17 protein-coding genes are annotated in these 16,482 nt (G+C 67.2%); 6 read left to right on the forward strand and 11 right to left on the reverse strand.

The window, feature by feature from the left end; genetic code table 11:
• Nucleotides 1–25: 25 nt before the first annotated feature.
• The 4 genes from FOY91_RS09805 to FOY91_RS22605 all read left to right on the forward strand — a co-directional run bounded on the left by FOY91_RS09805 (nt 26) and on the right by FOY91_RS22605 (nt 2,276).
• Nucleotides 26–664 (forward strand): tetratricopeptide repeat protein, encoded by a 639-nt coding sequence (locus FOY91_RS09805; protein ID WP_238995407.1) that lies wholly within the window; start codon nt 26–28, stop codon nt 662–664.
• A complete protein-coding gene (locus FOY91_RS09810; protein ID WP_145150738.1) occupies nt 661–1,284 on the forward strand; it encodes a class I SAM-dependent methyltransferase in 624 nt (207 codons plus the stop codon). The genes FOY91_RS09805 and FOY91_RS09810 overlap by 4 nt, the downstream gene beginning before the upstream one ends.
• 385 nt (nt 1,285–1,669) lie before the next feature.
• A complete protein-coding gene (locus FOY91_RS22810; RefSeq protein ID WP_420822876.1) occupies nt 1,670–1,813 on the forward strand; it encodes a hypothetical protein in 144 nt (47 codons plus the stop codon).
• Complete coding sequence (locus FOY91_RS22605; RefSeq protein ID WP_145150744.1) at nt 1,791–2,276, forward strand: hypothetical protein; 486 nt, start codon at nt 1,791–1,793, stop codon at nt 2,274–2,276. Before FOY91_RS22810 ends, FOY91_RS22605 begins: the two co-directional genes overlap by 23 nt.
• Nucleotides 2,277–2,701: 425 nt before the next feature.
• Here the strand turns inward: FOY91_RS22605 and FOY91_RS09825 are convergent, their stop codons facing one another.
• The 6 genes from FOY91_RS09825 to FOY91_RS09850 all read right to left on the reverse strand — a co-directional run bounded on the left by FOY91_RS09825 (nt 2,702) and on the right by FOY91_RS09850 (nt 10,181).
• Nucleotides 2,702–3,937, reverse strand: a complete 1,236-nt coding sequence (locus FOY91_RS09825; RefSeq protein WP_162527195.1) for an MFS transporter — start codon at nt 3,935–3,937, stop codon at nt 2,702–2,704.
• A gap of 17 nt (nt 3,938–3,954) precedes the next feature.
• The gene (locus FOY91_RS09830) at nt 3,955–4,737 is read right to left on the reverse strand and encodes an SDR family NAD(P)-dependent oxidoreductase (RefSeq protein WP_145150750.1); all 783 of its coding nucleotides are present in this window, start codon (nt 4,735–4,737) and stop codon (nt 3,955–3,957) included.
• Nucleotides 4,734–5,888, reverse strand: coding sequence for an acetoin dehydrogenase dihydrolipoyllysine-residue acetyltransferase subunit (locus FOY91_RS09835; protein WP_145150754.1), 1,155 nt, complete (start codon nt 5,886–5,888; stop codon nt 4,734–4,736). The genes FOY91_RS09830 and FOY91_RS09835 overlap by 4 nt, the downstream gene beginning before the upstream one ends.
• Nucleotides 5,885–6,892 (reverse strand): alpha-ketoacid dehydrogenase subunit beta, encoded by a 1,008-nt coding sequence (locus FOY91_RS09840; RefSeq protein ID WP_145150757.1) that lies wholly within the window; start codon nt 6,890–6,892, stop codon nt 5,885–5,887. The genes FOY91_RS09835 and FOY91_RS09840 overlap by 4 nt, the downstream gene beginning before the upstream one ends.
• Before the next feature lie 5 nt (nt 6,893–6,897).
• Nucleotides 6,898–7,869 carry a thiamine pyrophosphate-dependent dehydrogenase E1 component subunit alpha gene (locus FOY91_RS09845; RefSeq protein WP_145150760.1) on the reverse strand — a complete coding sequence of 324 codons (972 nt, stop codon included), beginning with the start codon at nt 7,867–7,869 and terminating at the stop codon, nt 6,898–6,900.
• Between the two features lie 74 nt (nt 7,870–7,943).
• The gene (locus tag FOY91_RS09850) at nt 7,944–10,181 is read right to left on the reverse strand and encodes a TonB-dependent receptor (protein ID WP_145150763.1); all 2,238 of its coding nucleotides are present in this window, start codon (nt 10,179–10,181) and stop codon (nt 7,944–7,946) included.
• 209 nt (nt 10,182–10,390) lie between these two features.
• Here FOY91_RS09850 and FOY91_RS09855 point away from each other — a divergent pair, with 209 nt between their 5' ends.
• Complete coding sequence (locus FOY91_RS09855; RefSeq protein WP_162527196.1) at nt 10,391–11,008, forward strand: TetR/AcrR family transcriptional regulator; 618 nt, start codon at nt 10,391–10,393, stop codon at nt 11,006–11,008.
• Nucleotides 11,009–11,170: 162 nt separating this feature from the next.
• On the opposite strand, the gene FOY91_RS09860 is transcribed toward FOY91_RS09855, so the two are convergent.
• The gene (locus tag FOY91_RS09860) at nt 11,171–11,683 is read right to left on the reverse strand and encodes a cupin domain-containing protein (protein WP_145150769.1); all 513 of its coding nucleotides are present in this window, start codon (nt 11,681–11,683) and stop codon (nt 11,171–11,173) included.
• A 333-nt stretch (nt 11,684–12,016) separates the two neighbouring features.
• Here FOY91_RS09860 and FOY91_RS09865 point away from each other — a divergent pair, with 333 nt between their 5' ends.
• Nucleotides 12,017–13,024, forward strand: coding sequence for a zinc-dependent alcohol dehydrogenase (locus tag FOY91_RS09865; protein ID WP_145150772.1), 1,008 nt, complete (start codon nt 12,017–12,019; stop codon nt 13,022–13,024).
• Between the two features lie 132 nt (nt 13,025–13,156).
• Here FOY91_RS09865 and FOY91_RS09870 read toward each other — a convergent pair whose 3' ends face one another.
• From FOY91_RS09870 to FOY91_RS09885, 4 genes are all read right to left on the reverse strand, one after another.
• The gene (locus FOY91_RS09870; protein ID WP_145150775.1) at nt 13,157–13,741 is read right to left on the reverse strand and encodes a hypothetical protein; all 585 of its coding nucleotides are present in this window, start codon (nt 13,739–13,741) and stop codon (nt 13,157–13,159) included.
• Nucleotides 13,738–14,973 carry an alpha/beta fold hydrolase gene (locus FOY91_RS09875; protein ID WP_145150778.1) on the reverse strand — a complete coding sequence of 412 codons (1,236 nt, stop codon included), beginning with the start codon at nt 14,971–14,973 and terminating at the stop codon, nt 13,738–13,740. The genes FOY91_RS09870 and FOY91_RS09875 overlap by 4 nt, the downstream gene beginning before the upstream one ends.
• Nucleotides 14,974–15,163: 190 nt before the next feature.
• On the reverse strand, nt 15,164–16,135 hold the full coding sequence (locus FOY91_RS09880; protein WP_145150781.1) for an alpha/beta fold hydrolase: 972 nt from the start codon (nt 16,133–16,135) through the stop codon (nt 15,164–15,166).
• A gap of 194 nt (nt 16,136–16,329) precedes the next feature.
• The coding region (locus FOY91_RS09885) for a transposase (RefSeq protein WP_145150784.1) at nt 16,330–16,482 on the reverse strand (153 nt) is incomplete at its 5' end.

A 16,482-nucleotide genomic window follows, 5' to 3' on the forward strand; every position in this document is an offset into this window, starting at 1 on the left:
GAGACATTTTCGAATCGGCACCGCGGTGGCGGCGCTGCTCGCCTTCTCCGGCATCGCGCACGCGAGCGACAATCCCGCGATGGACGCCGCCGTCCAGCACATCAACGATCAATGGGCGCACATCCGCTACCAGGTCCGTAATCGGGACGAGCAATATCGCCAGCTCGACGTGCTTGCCGGGCAGGCGGCACAGGTGGCGGCACATTATCCCGGCCGCGCCGAGCCCTTGTTATGGCAGGGAATCGTCGTCAGCGAGGAGGCCGCGCGTGCCAGCGTGCTGCGGCAGCTCAGCCTTGCCGGCCAGGCACGCGCAATTCTGGAAAAAGCGCAGGCAATCGATCCCGACGTCGCGGACGGCGGGGTCAAGATGAGCCTCGGCGTGCTTTATTATCGCGTACCCGGCTTCCCGATCGGCTTCGGCAGCACGGCCAAGGCGCGGTCGCTGCTGGAAGGTGCGCTGAAGCAGGATCCCCGCGGGCTCGACAACAACTTCTTCTATGCAGACTTCCTCAACGACGAAGGCAAGCCGGCACAAGCCAGGACGTTCGTACTGCGTGCCCTTCAGGCACCCACGAATACATCCCGCCCGGTGTGGGATGCCGGCCGCCGGACGGAATTGCGGGAACTGCTCGCGAAGATCAATGCGAAGCTCAAGACCACGTGAGCGCCCTCGCCCGGGCGATCGGTCGCCAGCTGCGCGAACCGTCCGGCTTCGGTGGCTGGCTGACCGGCTGCGCCATGCGGCTGGCCAACCGGCGCCCGACCCGTCTCGCGATCGCGGCGCTCGGGATCAGGCCGGGTGACGTCGTGGTCGATCTCGGCTGCGGCACGGGGGACGCGGTTCCCGCTTTGCTCGCGGCAGCTCGGGGCGGCGAAACTCACGGCGTGGATCATTCGGAGGCGATGGTGCGTACGGCCGCCCACCGCCATCCGGATGCGATCTTCCACCATAGCATTTTCGCACGTCTGCCCTTTGCCGATGCGACGATCGATCGCGTGCTTGCCGCGAATGTCGCCTATTTCTGGACCGAGGCATCGCCGATCCTCACCGAACTCGCGCGCGTGATGCGGCCGGACGGACGGCTTGCCATATATGTGACCGATGGCGCGACGCTCGCCCGTGTCGGCCTGCGCGCCGATGCGACCCGGCGCAGTTTCCGCGCAGGCGATCTGGAGCAGTTGCTCGGTCCGCGGGCTTTGGTGCAGCCCGTTCGTGCAGGGCCGGGCGTGCGCGGGTTCGTCGCGACGATCGAGGGGCGCTGGCTCCACGCTCGCTGGGACTAGTCACCTGCGATACCATAGGCGTGGATGCCTTGATCGACTGGTCGCGGAGGATGATCCTGACACGCGGTTACGGCGTCAAGTTGTTCGCGGGGCAGCCAGTCGCGCTGTCCGGCCGTCCGGAACCAGGCCGGCATGTAGCCGAACGCAACGGCGTTCACACTACGACGCAATCGCAGAACGAAATTACCGCGACAGTCTTGCCGACTGCGCGGGTTCCAGAGACGGTACAAACCTGGGATCTGCGAGAACGACGCGGCAAAGCGTCGTGATCCGGGTGGGCAGCTCAACCTGCTCGGACGGGGCGAGAACGGAGGTGTCCGATGTAGCCGAGAGTAGCCCCGATCACACCGTCAGCTCCGAAGAGGTCGCGGCGAGGCTAAGCGGAGTGCGGCCCGAGGCGGTCGGCCACCGCATCGTGCACGGCGGGCCAACGCTACTCCGGCCGACGCTGATCGACGACCGTGTCCTCGCCGACCTCAGGGCGGCGTGCGCGTTTGCGCCCTTGCATGGACCGCCGCGCTGGACCTGATCGCGGTGGCGCGGCGGCACGGCGTCGCTACCCGGGCACGCCGCAGACCGCCTGCTGCGATACAGGCTTCAACGAACACCTACCGGCAATCGCCGCTGTCCTGCCCGTCCCCATGGCGCCCCGGGCGGTCGGAGTCAGACGCTACGACTTTCACGGGCGATCGTGCGCCAACTCGTATCAGCGCACGGTGACGGAGCTGGACACGCATCCTGCCGCCGACGCTGGCGAGTCGGCTTGGCGGGCGATCCGCGCGCTGGTCGAGAAGGTGGTGGTCCATCCGGGGAACGCACGCGACCGCAAGCGGCGGGAGATGCAGCTGCACGGGGATTTGTTCGCGATGCTGGAGATCGCGTCACCCGCAAATGGCAATGTGATGGCCCGGAACGGACAACTCCCCCAGCCCGGGATGTCTGGGGAAGTTGTGATACCGTTGGTTGCGGAGACGTGCAGCCACTTTGATTAATGAACTGCCGGTGCTAATCATGTCATGGCCGAAGTTTAGCTGATCCCAGAGGGCTGCTGGGACCTGCCGGGGTCACAACGCACATCCGGCGGAGAATGTGGCAGGGTCCGGAGTGCGCGTTCATCGGCACGCCTCCACCGAGCGCCGGGACGGCTTGGGGCGGGGCGCGACTTCTTCATTCGATCGGGTCAATCTGGGCGGCTTTATGGGCCGGTAGCCACTTGAAGATCTGGCATTGGTCTCGCAAGAGCTGGCGACGCCTGCTTACCCACCCGCGAGCAAGTCGGTCGCAGGTGCGGCGTGCTTCTCTGCCGGCACCGTCACGCCGCCTTCCCGACAAGGACGGCAAGTCGGTCGCAGATCAGGGCAGAGGCTCCTTCGACGAACCGGTATCGATCGACGCCGAGACAGAGTGCCGGCACGGCTTATCCTGAAAGCCGAGGTTCGGCGCCATGAACCCTCGTTCCTGCCGCCGGGATAAGCCCGATCAACAACGCGCCGACCATCACCATCGGTATCGTCGCAACGAGGAATACGTCGTATGTTCCGTAGGTCGAGAACAGGACGGATGACAGCAGCGGGCCCGCACTGGCACTGATCGCGAAGACCACGGTGGCGACCGAGTAGACCGAGGCGAACATCGTCACCGGGAAACGCCGCGCCGCCATGTAGGCGAGAATGTCGTTCTCGGCCCCGCCCGCCATGCCCAGCAGCGCCGCTGCCGCGACGGCGACCGTCATCGAGCCATCGACACGCATCAGCAGGAGCGTCGCCGGCACCGGCAGCAGGAAGACGACGACGCTGAGAAACCTCGCGGGCAGCCGGTCGAGCAGCAGCCCGACGACGACGCGCCCGATGAGCGAACTCATTCCGAAGACGCCGACAACGCTTGCCGCCGCCGAGGCACCCAGCCCGGAGATCGTCAGCATCGGGATGAGCATGATGAACAGGCCGTAGGAGGCGCAGGCGTATATGCCGCCCGCCAGCGCCAGACAGTAAAAGGTCGGTGACAGCAGGTGCTGCCGCAGGATGCGGGCAGGCACCTTGCCCTGCGCCACGGCGCTGGCCTCCCGATGCGAGCGGTCGAGCACGAAATAGACCAGCAGCAGCATCGGCACCGCCCAGCTTGCCGCCAGCGCGAGATACGCCCAGCGCCAGCCGAGCGCCTGAACGTACCAGGTGGCCAGCAACGGCATGATCGCGGTGGATAACCCGATCCCCGCCAGCGCCACGGCGAGCGCCAGCCCGCGCGACGTGTGGAATTCCGTCACCACAGGCTTCAGCCAGACGGGGATGCAGATGCACGCCAGCCCGATGGCATTCAGCGCGCAAAGCCCCCACCATTGCCATATCGAGCCGTTGGCGATGCCGAACAGCCCCAACGTCAGCGTGTAGGGGACGATCCCGATCAGCAGCAGCCGGCGCGCGCCGATCCTGTCCGCGATACGGCCGGCGACCGGGATCGCGACCAGCCCGACGAGGATCTGGACCATGAACGAGGCGGTGAAGGCGATCTGGCTCAGGCCGAGTTCGGCGGTCACGGGTTGCAGGAATACGCCGATCGTCGTCGGCATCAGCGTCGATCCCGCGATGCCCATCATGGCGATCAGCGGCACGGGCCAGCCGGTTGCCCATTCCCGGGCGGCCGTACGATCGGTCATGGGCGGTTCCAGCATGGTCAATTGAAGATCGTCCCGCCATCGACGTTGATCGTCTGGCCGACGACGTAATCGGCCCCGTCGCCCGCGAGGAACAGCGCCGTGCCGACGATATCGGCCGGATCGGCAAGGCGGCCGCTGGCGACCTGACGGGCAAGCGCGTCGTCGAAGTCCCGCGCGGTAACGCCGGGGGTGTCGGCGACGGCCATCGCCTGGATCTCCCGCCACATCGCCGTGCGGACGAATCCCGGGGCGATCGCGTTGACGCGGATGCCGTGCGCCGCCAGCGCCTGCCCCGCGGACTGGGTGATGCTGATGACCGCCGCCTTGCTTGCGGCATATTGGACGGAGGTTCCGACGCCCTGCCGCCCCGCGATCGAGGCGAGGTTGATGATACGACCCCGGCGATCACCCGCGATCATCGCGCGCGCGCCGGCCTGCAGCATGAAGAACAGGCCGCTGACGTTGACATCCAGCACCGACTGGAAACTCTCTACCGTGACGTCGAGCAGCGGCTGGGCGCGCAGGATGCCCGCGCCGTTGACGAGGATGTCGAGCCCGCCACCGAATGACGTCGCCAGCGCGACGGCGGCATCACGGTCGGCCTCGACCGTGACGTCACAGCGGAGCGCCTGCGCCCGCGCGCCGGCAGACCGGATCGCCACGGCGGCTCGCTCCGCCGCATCGCCGTCGCGGTCGGCACAGATGACGGTTGCTCCCTGTTCGGCATAAGCGTGGGCGATTTCCCGGCTGATCCCGCTGCCGGCGCCGGTGACGAGGGCGACCCTGCCCGCCAGCATCATGCCGCGCTTCCCGACATCCCGGCACGATGCCGTGCGACATGATCGGCGACGCGCGCATTGACCGCGGCTGCCGCTTCGAGCTGGGGCATGTGTCCGGCGGTCGCGATATCGAGCGTGTCGATCCCGGCGATATCGACAAGCGCCTCGTCTGCCGCGACGATCTCGTCCCGGCCACCCCGGATCAGCAACCCGCGCGAGCCGATCGCGCGCCACCAGGCGACCGCCGCCGGGTCTGCCGCGTCGGCGCGCAGGTTCGCCGTGTCGATCGCGGTCAGCGCCTGCGCAACCCCGTCGAGCCGCCTGTACCGCAGCAATCCCTCCACCATGTCGCGCGACGCGAGTGATTTGTCGGCGAACAGCATCGCAGTCGTCGACACGAGTTCGGAACGGCGCTTCGCCCCGATGAATCCTTCCACATAGGCCCGCGAGACGCGGCCCAGATCGGCCGGCGCGATGGCCGTGAACGACCGGATCCGCTCGGGCCGAGCGTGCGCCAGATGGCGCGCGACGATCGCGCCGAAGCTGTGCGCGACCAGATGGACCGGCCCGGGCGCGACGGCATCGAGCAAGGCGCCGACGATCGTCGCCAGCCATGCGGCCGACCCGTCGCCGACCGCCTTGCCCGATCCACCGTGCCCCGGCAGGTCCAGCGCGATCACGCGGTGGGCCTGCGACCACGCCGGCTGGTTGAACATCCAGTTCTCGAGGTCGCCGCCGAAGCCGTGGATCAATACGATCGTCTCGTCGCCCGATCCCGTATCGAGGTAGCGGATGCGCGCGGTGCCGCCATCGCCGTCGGGTATCTCGACCATCGCCGGCTCGGCCGCTGCCGGCACGGAGGCGGCGGCGTCCGGGCCGCTATCGGGGCGCTCGCTGAGGAAGCGATCGATCTCCGCCCCGGTCGCGGCGGCCGGGCCGATCACCGCCAGCGGGGTGCCGCACGCCACCGTCGTGCCGGTCGCGACCAGCGCGCGGTGCATGACTCCAGCGGCGGGGGCTTCGATCGTGTTGGTGATCTTGGTCGTCTCGGCATCGGCAAGATCGTCACCGGCGACGACGACTTCACCCGGCTGCCGATGCCATGCCACCAGCGTGCCCTCTTCCATCGACAGGCCCCACTTAGGCATGGTGACGAGATGCAGACCGGTCATCGCATGATCTCCCGCACCACGGCAGCGACGCGCGCCGCCGACGGGATGTAGGCGGCTTCCAGATTGGGTGCGAACGGCACGGGGGTGTGTGGCGCCGTAACCGTCCTGATCGGTGCCTTCAGGCTGTGGAAAGCGTGCTCGGCGGCCAGCGCGGCGATGTCCGCCGCCAGCCCGCACCGTGGGTTGCCCTCGTCCACCACCACCAGCCGGCCCGTTCGCCGGACGGATTCGAGAATGCTGTCCTCGTCGAGCGGGGACGTGGTACGCGGATCGATCAGATCGACCGAGATGCCCTCTTTTTCCAGCAAATCCGCCGCCTCGGCCGCGATATGCACCATTCGCGCGAAGGCGACGATCGTCACGTCATCGCCTTCCCGAACGAAATTCGCCTCGCCGAACGGGATGGCATAGGGTTCGGACGGCACCTCGTCGGCCAGATCGTACAGCAGCTTGTGCTCGAAGAAGACGACCGGATCATCGTCGCGGATCGCCTGGATCAGCAGGCCCTTGGCGTCATAGGCGCTGGACGGCATCACCACCTTCAGCCCGGGGACATGGGTGAAGATCGAATGCGGGCTTTGCGAGTGCTGCGCCGCCGCGCTGTAGCCGGCCCCGATCATCGAGCGGATGACTAGCGGCGTGCGCGCACGGCCGCCGAACATGTAGCGAAACTTGGCGGCCTGATTGTAGATCTGGTCGAAGCAGACGCCGAAGAAATCCGCGAACATCAGTTCGGCCACCGGCCGCAGCCCGGTGACGGCCGCGCCGGCGGCCATGCCCATGATCGCGCTTTCCGAGATCGGCGTGTCGATCACGCGCGTCCGGCCGAACCGCGGGAGCAGGCCCTTGGTCACGCCCATGACGCCGCCGAACGCATCCTCCACGCCGCTGCTGCCGCCTTCGCCGCCGGCCACGTCCTCACCGATGATGATGACGTTCGGGTCGCGCTCCATCTCCTGCGCGAGGGCTTCGTTGATCGCTTCGCGGATCGTTTTCCTGGGCATGGTGCTTACCGATACGCAATGTAGACGTCGGCCATCAGATCGGCTTCGTCGGGGATAGGGGCGGCGCGGGCGAACGCCACGGCGTCGTCGATCTCGGCGGCGACATCGCGGTCGAGCGCATCGAACTGCTCGACGTCGAACAGCCCGGCCTCGATCAGGCGCCGGCGGATCAGGGCCAGCGGGTCACCGTCGCGACGCAGCGCCTCGACCTCGCCCCTGGCGCGATAATGTTGCGGATCGCCGACGAAATGGCCGGTGAAGCGTGGGCAGCGCGTCTCCACGGTCGATGGCCCGCCGCCGCCCCGCGCCCGCTCGACCGCCTCGCCGACCGCGTCGTGGACGGCGAAGAAGTCGGTTCCGTCGACCGCAACCGCCGGCATTCCGAACGCCGCGGCGCGCGCGGCCAGATCCGGGGTGCCGCAGGCATAGGAGGCGGCGGTGCCCTCACCGAAGCCGTTGTTTTCGATGACGAAGATCGCCGGCAGCTGCAGCACCACCGCCATGTTCATCGCCTCGAACACCGTACCCTGGTTGGAGCCGCCGTCGCCGGTGAAGGCGACCGCGACCTTGCCGTTGCCGCGCGTCTTGGCCGTCAGCGCCGCGCCCAGCACGAGCGGCGGGCTGCCGCCGACGATCGCATTCGCCCCCAGCATCCCCTTGGACAGGTCGGCGATGTGCATCGAGCCGCCCTTGCCCCGGCACAGGCCGTCGCGCTTGCCGTACAGTTCGGCCATCATCGCCTTCAGATCGGCACCCTTGGCGATGCAATGGCCATGCCCGCGATGCGTCGATCCGATATAATCGTCGTCGTCGAGGTGAATGCAGGTGCCGACCGCCGAAGCCTCCTGCCCGAGATAGCTGTGGATGAAGCCGGGTATCTCGCCCGACGAGAATTCGATGACGATGCGCTCCTCGAAATTGCGGATCCGCTGCATGCGCAGATACGCGTCGAGAAGGGTGGATCGGGGAAGCTGCATGGCGTTGACCTCTCGAATGAGCAGGCGATCGAACCAAGCGGCGCGGCGGTGGGGCAGCGCCGCCCGGATGCCGGTCAGTTCTGGTAGCGCAGGCGGATGCCGACGGTGCGCGGCTGGTTGAACACGCCGACATCGCCGAAGATGGTCGTGCCCCCGTAGTTGATGTAATAGCGCTCCTTGGTCAGGTTGGTGGCGAACAGCGTCAGGGTCACGTGGTCGCCCGGCGCGGCCCAGCCGACCTGCGCGTTGACCAGCGTGTAGGCGCTGTTGCGATACCGCTGCACGCGGGCGAGCGCGCCGGCCCGGCTGCCGAACACCGACGGATTGGACTGCGGGCTCGACCCCGAATAGCTGACGTTGCCGGACAATCGCAGCGTACCGTTCGCGAGTGCTGTCTCGTACGAGGCACCGGCGTTCCCCGAGAAATCGGGTGCGCGCGTCATCTGCAAGCCCGACCAGTCCTGCACATCCTCGAAATTGAGGTTGGTGGCGGGATCGAGGCCGACGCCGGTGATGCCGGGGAACCGCTTGTAACGGGCATGGAGAAGGGACGCGCCCGCCATCAGCGACAGGCCACGAACCGGCTCGACACTGCCTTGCAGGTCGAGGCCATAGATCTCGGCCGAGGGCGCGTTGCTGACGAAGCTGATGAGGCTGTTCGTCACCGGGTTCGCGCGCGTCACGCCGACCTGAAGATCGGTGTAGTCGTAATAGAAGGCGGACGCGTCGAACCGCACGATCGACTGCGCCGTCTTGAAGCCGATCTCATAGGCGGTGATCTTCTCGGGACGGAACGGCCGCAACTGCGACGGGTCGGCGGCGGGGGTGGGCTGGAATCCGCCGGTGCGGAATCCTTGCGAGAAGGAGGCATAGACGTTGGTGCGCGGCGACAGTTCGTAGCGCAGCGTCGCGCGCGGCGTGAAATCCGAGAAGGTGGCCGAGGACGCCCCCGCCGGCACGAGATTGATGGTCTGGCTGGCATCGAGCTGGCGGTAGCGGATGCCCTTGCGCTCGCGCGTGTAGCGACCGCCCACCGTCAGGATCAGCCGGTCGGTCAGGTCGTAGGTCGCGTCGAAATAGGCGGCCCATGCCTTTGCGGTCAGCCGGGCGTAGGTGAAGCTGGCCAGCGCGCTGTTGAGGAAGACCTTCGATCCGTCGTTGCGATCGACGTCGTTGTAATAGGAGCCACCGACGACGAGGTTCAGACGGTCGATGCTGTCGATCGTCACGTCGGTGGTGTGCTGGAAGGTGTACTTGTTGTTCGGCCCGTCGATGTCCAGGATCGGCAGGTACGTCCCGTCGAAATCATAGACCGTGCGCGCCGCCAGTTTCTGGTAGCCGGTATAGGACGCGATGTTGCCGAACCCCGTCTTGTACACCAGCTTCAGCGTTCCCTCGTGGACCCGCGCCTCGTTGGAGGTGTTGACGTTGCTCGACGCGCGGTACGGCGCGCGGCCGGCCAGCGGTTCGGCGGGCAGGAACGACGGCGCATAGCCCTGGTTGGGGAACAGCAACGTCGTCGGGTCGTCGATCAGCACATAGTTGTAGCCGATGGTCGCCTTGAGATCGGGGGTCGCATCCCATTCGGCCTTGGCGCGGATCGATTGCTGCCTGATGTTCGCGGCATTGCCGACGGTGCCGCCCGATCCGGCGGGATCGACCGAGCGATAGTAGCCGTCGCTGCGTCGGAACGTCCCCGCGACGCCCACGCGCAGCGTGTCGGTGATCGGGCCGGAGACGAAGCCGTTCAACGACACGTCGTCAAAGCGGGCGTAACTCGCCTCCGCATTGAGCGTGAATTCGGCGGTCGGCGCGCGGGTGTTGATGAGGATCGCGCCGCCCGTGGCGTTGCGACCGTACAGCGTGCCCTGCGGCCCCTTGAAGATCTGGATGTCCTGCAGGTTGCTCAGCGCGACGTTCACGCCGACCGGGGCGGGCGAATAGAAGCCGTCGATGTAGACCGCGACATTGTTCTCCCAGCCGGGGCCGGCGGTCAGCGTGGTGACGCCGCGGATCGAGGGCTGGGTATAGGCGCCGGTGAAGCTGATCTGCACGCCCGGCGCGATCTGGTCCAGATCGTGGATGTCGGTGACGCCGGCCGCCGTGAGCGTCTCCTGCGTGGCGGCGGTGATCGAGGCGGGCACGTCCTCCAGGCGCTCCGCGCGGCGTTGCGCCGTCACGACGATATCGTTCAGTCCGCCCCCGTCCGCGGTCTGCGCCGAGGCCTGTGTCGAGGTCGTGGAAAGGCCAAGAGCGATGCCGGTGGCCAGCGCCACGTAGCCCGATGAATGCAGTTTCCGATATGCTCGCATGCTATCCCCCCTTTATCGACGCCTGTTCTTGTTGCCTGCGCGTCCCCGAAACGGTCGATCGACGCGGCGCCCCGCGATTTTGGTTGCGCCGCTATTCAGTGTTGATTTTTTCGGGCCGATCCTGTTCCCACCGATGCATGACCGCGCCCCCCGCCCTCGTTCGGACCGAACCGGAGACGCCGCCACGCCGTGGCCGGGGGCGGCCGAAAATGGATGCCACCATCCAGCGCGAGCGCATCCTCACCGCCGCGACGACCATCTTCATCGCCCGGGGTTTCGCCGACGGCAGCGTCGATGCGATCGGCAAGGTGGCAGGCGTCACGAAGCGGACGATCTACGAACTGATCGGCGACAAGGAGGCGGTATTCCAGGCCGTTTGCGACGGCATCTGCGCGCGGACCGGCCTCTCCCGCTTCGGCCCGCCGTCGGACACCGTACCGGTGCGCGATGTCCTGCTCGACATGGCGCGCACGATCGTCGCTGCGGCACTGGCGCCGGAAAGCGTCGCCTACAATCGCATGCTGGCGGCAGAGCTGCTGCGCTTCCCGAACATCGTGTTGCCGGTCATGGAGAAATCGCGGCGCGACATCCACGGCGCGATCGCCACGGTGTTCGCCGACCTGATGGCGCAGCGGCGCATCGCGCCGGGCAGCGCATCGATCGCGGCGGACACCTTCTACGACACCATCGTCGGCGCCAAGGCACTGCGGGCGATGCTCGGCTTTTCCGAACCTGTGCCGCAGGCGGTCGAACTCGAACGCCGGGTCGATATGATGATGCGGGGATTTCTGGCCGACGATGGCGGACTGGAGGGGCCGCGCGCATGAAGGCACGGCAGCACGATGGTCGCGCATCATATCCCCCCCTCCTCCGCCATGACCTTCATCGAGGCCACGGTCGGATCGTTTCTTCAAATACTCATTGGTTTCTTTATTAACGATCAGTGCTTGTCAATGGTCGATCCGCGGATCCCGCGCACCGCTGGCGAACTATGATGTCGTCTCGGCAACGGTGCCCGGTTCCGGCGAGCCGATCCAGTCGCCGTGATTGTCCTGCACGGTCTTCAGCGCCTTCTTCCAGAACGCGGCGGTAGAACGTTCGCGATAGTCGAACCGGGCGCTGTTGCGCACCTCGATCAGTTCGACGCCCTGCGCCCCGGGCGTATAGGTATAGGGCACGCCCGCGGGAATGAAGAAGCCGTCCCCTGCGCCTAGATCTTCCGTGCCGAGCCGCAGACCCCCGGCGATGATGTAATAGACGCAGTCGGCATCGTGCGAATGCAGCGGCAGCGGAAAGTTCTTCTTGAACCACACCCGGACGAGGCTGAGGCCGAACCCGGCGAAGATCACCTGCGAGGTCGTGCCATCGGGCAGGCCGGCGTCGACGCAGGCCATCATCTCCTCGATGCCCTTGGTCGGCGGCACCATCGTCATGATGTCGGCTTCGCCAAGCTGCGCCATGTCGTGCGCGCGGAAAATCTGGAATTTCTTTTCCTGCTTCATAAGCCCTCCTCATCCCATCATCGCGGCGATTGGCGCTCGTGGCCGAGCAAGCCTGGTTAACCCGCTTTCAGGAGTATTGAAACCAGTCAGTGTTCAAAGTCGAATATGTTTCATCGCGGGGAGACTAGGGCCGCGATCCTCATGCTCTCCGAAGGCCGGGACACTCCCATGCGGGCACCGGCGCCGGAGATTCCTGCCCGAGCGCGGACGTGACTCCACGCCGGCCCTTGACGCGCTGCCGGCGAGTGTTGCCCTTTATCTGCTCGATATCATGCCCGCACCTTGCCCCTGCCATCCGAGGCGCGCAAATCGCGCGGACAAGAGGAGACCATCATGACCCGGCAGCAGGTCGCGCGCCTTCAGGGCGCGCGCGACATCTCTCCCGACACCAGCGATATCCCGACCCCCGGTCCACGCGATGTCGTGATCCGGGTCGCGGTGTGCGGCATCTGCGGTACCGACCTCGCCTTCTACCGCCACGGCTCCACCCCGAAGGGCGCGGTTCTCGGCCACGAGTTTTCCGGCAGGGTCGTCGCGATCGGGACGGATGTGACGGGGGTGGCGGTCGGACGGCGTGTCGTCGTCAATCCGATGCATGACGGCATGGGTCTCGGCCAGGTCCCCGGTGCCTTTGCCCAGTACGTGCGGCTCGGCAATGCCGAACTCGGCCGCAACCTGTTCGAACTGCCCGATGCGATCACCGACGAGGCCGGCGCGCTGATCGAGCCGTTCGCGGTCGGGCTCCACGCGGTCAACAATGCCAAGGTCACGCCCGACGACCGCACCGTCATCTACGGCGCGGGTACGATCGGACTATGCGTTCTGGCGGCCCTGCGTGCGCGGGGTGTGCGCGACATACTGGTCATCGATATCAGTGACCGGCGGCTCGAATTCGCCCGGCGCATGGGCGCGACGGCAATCCATAACAGCAGCACCGGCAGCGCACCCGCCTTCGTCGGCAGCCATTTCGGCACCGAGTCGCTTCGCTACGCGCAGGAGCCGGTCGGCCTCGCCAGCGTGGTGTTTGACTGTGCCGGGGTTCGCCCGGCGCTTCGCGACGCCGTCCACTCGCTGGCCCCCAGAGGACGGCTCGTGATCGTCGCCGATCCACACGACAACGATCTTCCCAATCTACGCTTCGTGATGTTGCGCGAACTGGTGGTGATGGGTGCCCTCGCCTACGAGTCCGAGTTTCCCGAGGTCATCGATCTGATCGCCAGCGGCAAGATCGATCTCTCGCCGATCGTCACCCACCGCTTTCCGCTGAGCAGGATCACCGAGGCATTCCGCATCCAGATCGACCCCGAGGAAGCGGTGAAGGTCCTGGTCCTCGCCGATTAGGAGCCGGCCTTTCCCCGATTCAGGTCGAGCACCGCTTTATCGGCAGGGAAAGGCGGGAGGGCCGGCAGCAAGGAGCGTCGGGATGCCCCGCCCGGCGATCGATCATCGTCCTGTCGCTGCGGCTCGACGCTTTCACACGGTGGCTCCCGCCATGACGACGGGGAGATAAGGGGGGCGGCCGAGTGACCCCATGTAGAGCGCCTGCTCGTCGATGACGCGCGTTCCGTCGGCGGTGCGGTAGGTCGGATGAGACGGGCGGAAGTTGATGAAGGTCAGCCCCTCCCGGCCGGTCCTGAACCCGTAGACCGCCTCCTTCGCGACCGCGATCGCGGTGCCCCGGCCATAGCGCCGCTGGCCCAGCACGATCTCGCCCGCGGTGACGACGATGATCTCGTCCTCGCTGTGCGAATGAAGATCCACGTTGAAATCTCCATCGTGGAATGCGCTTTCGTGCAGCCACAGTTCGCACGTCGGGCAGGCCGAGTCGGCGAAGATCGCCGCGCCGACATTGGCGCGCTCGTTCAGCCGGACCATGCGCGGGACCCGATCGGCGGGCAGGATATGGACGTTGCCGCCCGCGCAAGATGACGCCGGCAGAGCGGCGGTCGGGTTGAACACCAGCAGGACGGCGTCGTCCGACGCCGCCGCGGCTTCGGCGGCCGCGCCTGGTTCGATCACGATCACGCTGCCCGCTTCCAGCCGTGTCCCCCCGCTCACGACCGCGCCCTCCCAGACATAGACGAGAAAGCCCGTACGGCTGGCGCGCCACCCCAGCGTGGCACCCGCTGACAGGGAATGATAGCGTGCATGCAGCGGAGCATGTTCACCGCCGATCGCCACGCGGGTCTCGACCCCGTCGCCGGTAGTTTCGAACGGAGCGGGCCGGCCCGGCAGCATCGTTTCGATCGCGGCGACATGCACCTTGGCCACAGGATCATCTCCTCGGTTCGCCGCCGTCGTCTGCCGGCGCGCAACAGTGCGCTACCCTCTCCTTTCCGTTTCGACAGCACAAGGGCATTGCAGCCGCCCTCGGCTGGACGTCGCGCAGACTCCGGAGAGGAGGGCGCGCATTGTCGAACGCCCGCTTTCGATGGCGAGAATGGCGATCGCGACCCGCAATCTTCGATCCCGGACCACCACTCCCCCCGGCGGCCGTGCCTGCACCCCTGTCTCAGCGCGGGGGGGGCAGGCTGGGTCAGGATCGTCCATTCGCGGGCCTCCGCACGCGCCCACAGGCGCTTCAGCGCGGCGACGGCCTCATCGGGCGCCTCATAGGGCCAGAAATGATCGGCGGGCAGCGGCACCATCTCGGCGCCCATCCGCGTCGCCATGCGGCGTCCGATCTCGATCGGCACGGTAAGGTCGCGCTCGCCCCACAGCAGCATCGACGGCACCACGATCCGCGCGAGATCGGGCGACCAGGCCCGGCCGATATCGACCGCCGAGCGATAGAGCGACAGGATGCGCCGGGCATTGCCGGGGGTGACGAAGCTGTTTGCGGCGGCATCCTCCGCCGGATAACCGAGGCGCTCCAGCGTTCCGGGCATCGTCGTCGAGACGGCCTGCGCGTCGGCCAGCGCCTCACCGCGTTCCGGTATCATCCACTCGCGCCAGAGCGAATGGAGCGGCCAGTCGGGATCGATCGGGCCATTGCCCGCCGCCACGCTGCGAAGCAGCTCCGGCCTGAGCGACGCGGCGCGCAGCGCGAGCAGGCAACCCCAGTCGTGCCCTACCAGATGCACGGGCCCGCCGCGCGCATGCAGGGCCTCGATCCGCCCGATCACATGGGCGACGTAATTCTCCTTGATCGGCACCCAGCCTTCGGGCGGGGCCGATGCGAAGCCGGGCAGGTCGAGCGCCTCGACCTCATCGGTGCGGTCGAGCCGCGACAGGATCGGCCGCCACAGCCGGCTCGTCGCCGGCACGCCATGGACGAAAAGCACCGGCATCGTTCCCACTCCTCCTCAGGGTTATGCGCCCGTTTCGCACAAAACGACCGCTGGGGAACCCCGCCGTCATCGTCCGCACGGAGTCTTTCCGAGGCGGCGGGAAGTACTGGCGCTCTGCGCCGCCGATCACGAAGCGCAGACCCGCCCCGATTGCGAAAGCCGATGGGCGGGCGGACCAAGCGCCCCGGCTTCAGAACGCCGCCGCCTTCAGGAAGCCCAGCAGCGCCTCGGTCACCTCGGTCGGGCGCTCCTGCTGGATCCAGTGGCCTGCACCCGGCAGGATCGTCTCGGAGAGCAGCCGGTCGCAGGCCCCGCGCATCTGATCGAGCCCGTCCGGCACCATCGTCAGCAGTATCTCCTTGCTGCCGCACAGGAAGCCCGCCGGCTGCGTGACGCGCTGATCGCCATAGGCCAGCGCGTCACGCGCGTTGGTCGGATTGTTGCGATACCAGCTGAGGGGTCCGAAGAAGCCGCCCGCGCCATAGTGCGCCGCGTAGAAATCGAGATCGGCCTCGCTCATGAACGAAAGCGGGCCGGCGGGCGGCTCGATCAGACCGGGCAGGAGCAGCGAATCGCGCGGGCGGATTTTGGTCCACTCGCCCTGAGGCGCGTCGCCCGACAAGGCGAAGAAGATCTGCTTGAGCGCGGCGCGCGGGTCGGCTTCCAACTCGGCCTCGGCCGGGCCGATCTCCTGGAAATAGCGGACGTAGAAGAAGCGGTCGGGATAGACCGCATCCGCCTTGCTGGCATAGTCGCCGCGCGGCACCACGCCGTGGGTATTGCTCAGCGAGAAGATCGCCGCGACCTGCTCCGGGAAGCGCAGCGCGCAACGCCATGCGACGGGCGCCCCCCAGTCATGCCCCACCGCAGCCCATCGCACCGCGCCCAGCGCCCGCGCGATGGCCGCCATGTCGTCGGCCATCGTGTCGGTCGTATAGGCCTCGATCCGGTCGGGCTTCGACGACCCGCCATAGCCGCGCATGTCGGGTACGGCCACCCGGTAGCCCGCTCGCGCCAGCGGGCCGACCTGATGCCGCCAGCTGTGGCCCAGCTCCGGCCAGCCGTGCATGAGGATCAACAGCGGCGCGTCGATGGCGCCGGCCACCTCGACCGATAGCCTGATGCCCGGCGCGGTTTCGATCAGCCGTGTTTCGTTTTTCATGGGCTGGCTCCGGTGGCCCTCGGCCTGGTGAGGATAAGGTTGCCCTCCATCGAACAGGGCAGGCCAATTGTCCAACACGCAAAGAACGGGGGTGCTGCCACCGTGTCGCGACGTGTGCGTCGTCAGAACATTTGAGACTGTTGAGGGCTGAGATCGGCGGAGTGTGGGCGTCGTCTAGGGTCAGGACTCGTTGATCACAGCCAGAAGATGACGGTGGCATCGAGAGCAATGGCGGAGAAGAAGGCGGTGGGGCAGCGGTCGTAGCGGGTGGCGACGCGGCGCCAGTCCTTGAGGCGGCCGAACATGATCTCGATGCGGCTGCGACGCCGGTAGCGGCGCTTGTCGTA

The organism is Alterirhizorhabdus solaris (assembly GCF_007785815.1).
Taxonomy (GTDB): Bacteria; Pseudomonadota; Alphaproteobacteria; order Sphingomonadales; family Sphingomonadaceae; genus Alterirhizorhabdus; species Alterirhizorhabdus solaris.

Coding starts and splice junctions, on each gene's coding strand:
- FOY91_RS22605 (WP_145150744.1), top strand. CDS start 1,791: ATGGACCGCCGCGCTGGACCTGATCGCGGTGGCGCGGCGGCACGGCGT.
- FOY91_RS09825 (WP_162527195.1), bottom strand. CDS start 3,937: ATGACCGATCGTACGGCCGCCCGGGAATGGGCAACCGGCTGGCCCGTG.
- FOY91_RS09830 (WP_145150750.1), bottom strand. CDS start 4,737: ATGATGCTGGCGGGCAGGGTCGCCCTCGTCACCGGCGCCGGCAGCGGG.
- FOY91_RS09835 (WP_145150754.1), bottom strand. CDS start 5,888: ATGACCGGTCTGCATCTCGTCACCATGCCTAAGTGGGGCCTGTCGATG.
- FOY91_RS09840 (WP_145150757.1), bottom strand. CDS start 6,892: ATGCCCAGGAAAACGATCCGCGAAGCGATCAACGAAGCCCTCGCGCAG.
- FOY91_RS09845 (WP_145150760.1), bottom strand. CDS start 7,869: ATGCAGCTTCCCCGATCCACCCTTCTCGACGCGTATCTGCGCATGCAG.
- FOY91_RS09850 (WP_145150763.1), bottom strand. CDS start 10,181: ATGCGAGCATATCGGAAACTGCATTCATCGGGCTACGTGGCGCTGGCC.
- FOY91_RS09855 (WP_162527196.1), top strand. CDS start 10,391: ATGGATGCCACCATCCAGCGCGAGCGCATCCTCACCGCCGCGACGACC.
- FOY91_RS09860 (WP_145150769.1), bottom strand. CDS start 11,683: ATGAAGCAGGAAAAGAAATTCCAGATTTTCCGCGCGCACGACATGGCG.
- FOY91_RS09865 (WP_145150772.1), top strand. CDS start 12,017: ATGACCCGGCAGCAGGTCGCGCGCCTTCAGGGCGCGCGCGACATCTCT.
- FOY91_RS09875 (WP_145150778.1), bottom strand. CDS start 14,973: ATGCCGGTGCTTTTCGTCCATGGCGTGCCGGCGACGAGCCGGCTGTGG.
- FOY91_RS09880 (WP_145150781.1), bottom strand. CDS start 16,135: ATGAAAAACGAAACACGGCTGATCGAAACCGCGCCGGGCATCAGGCTA.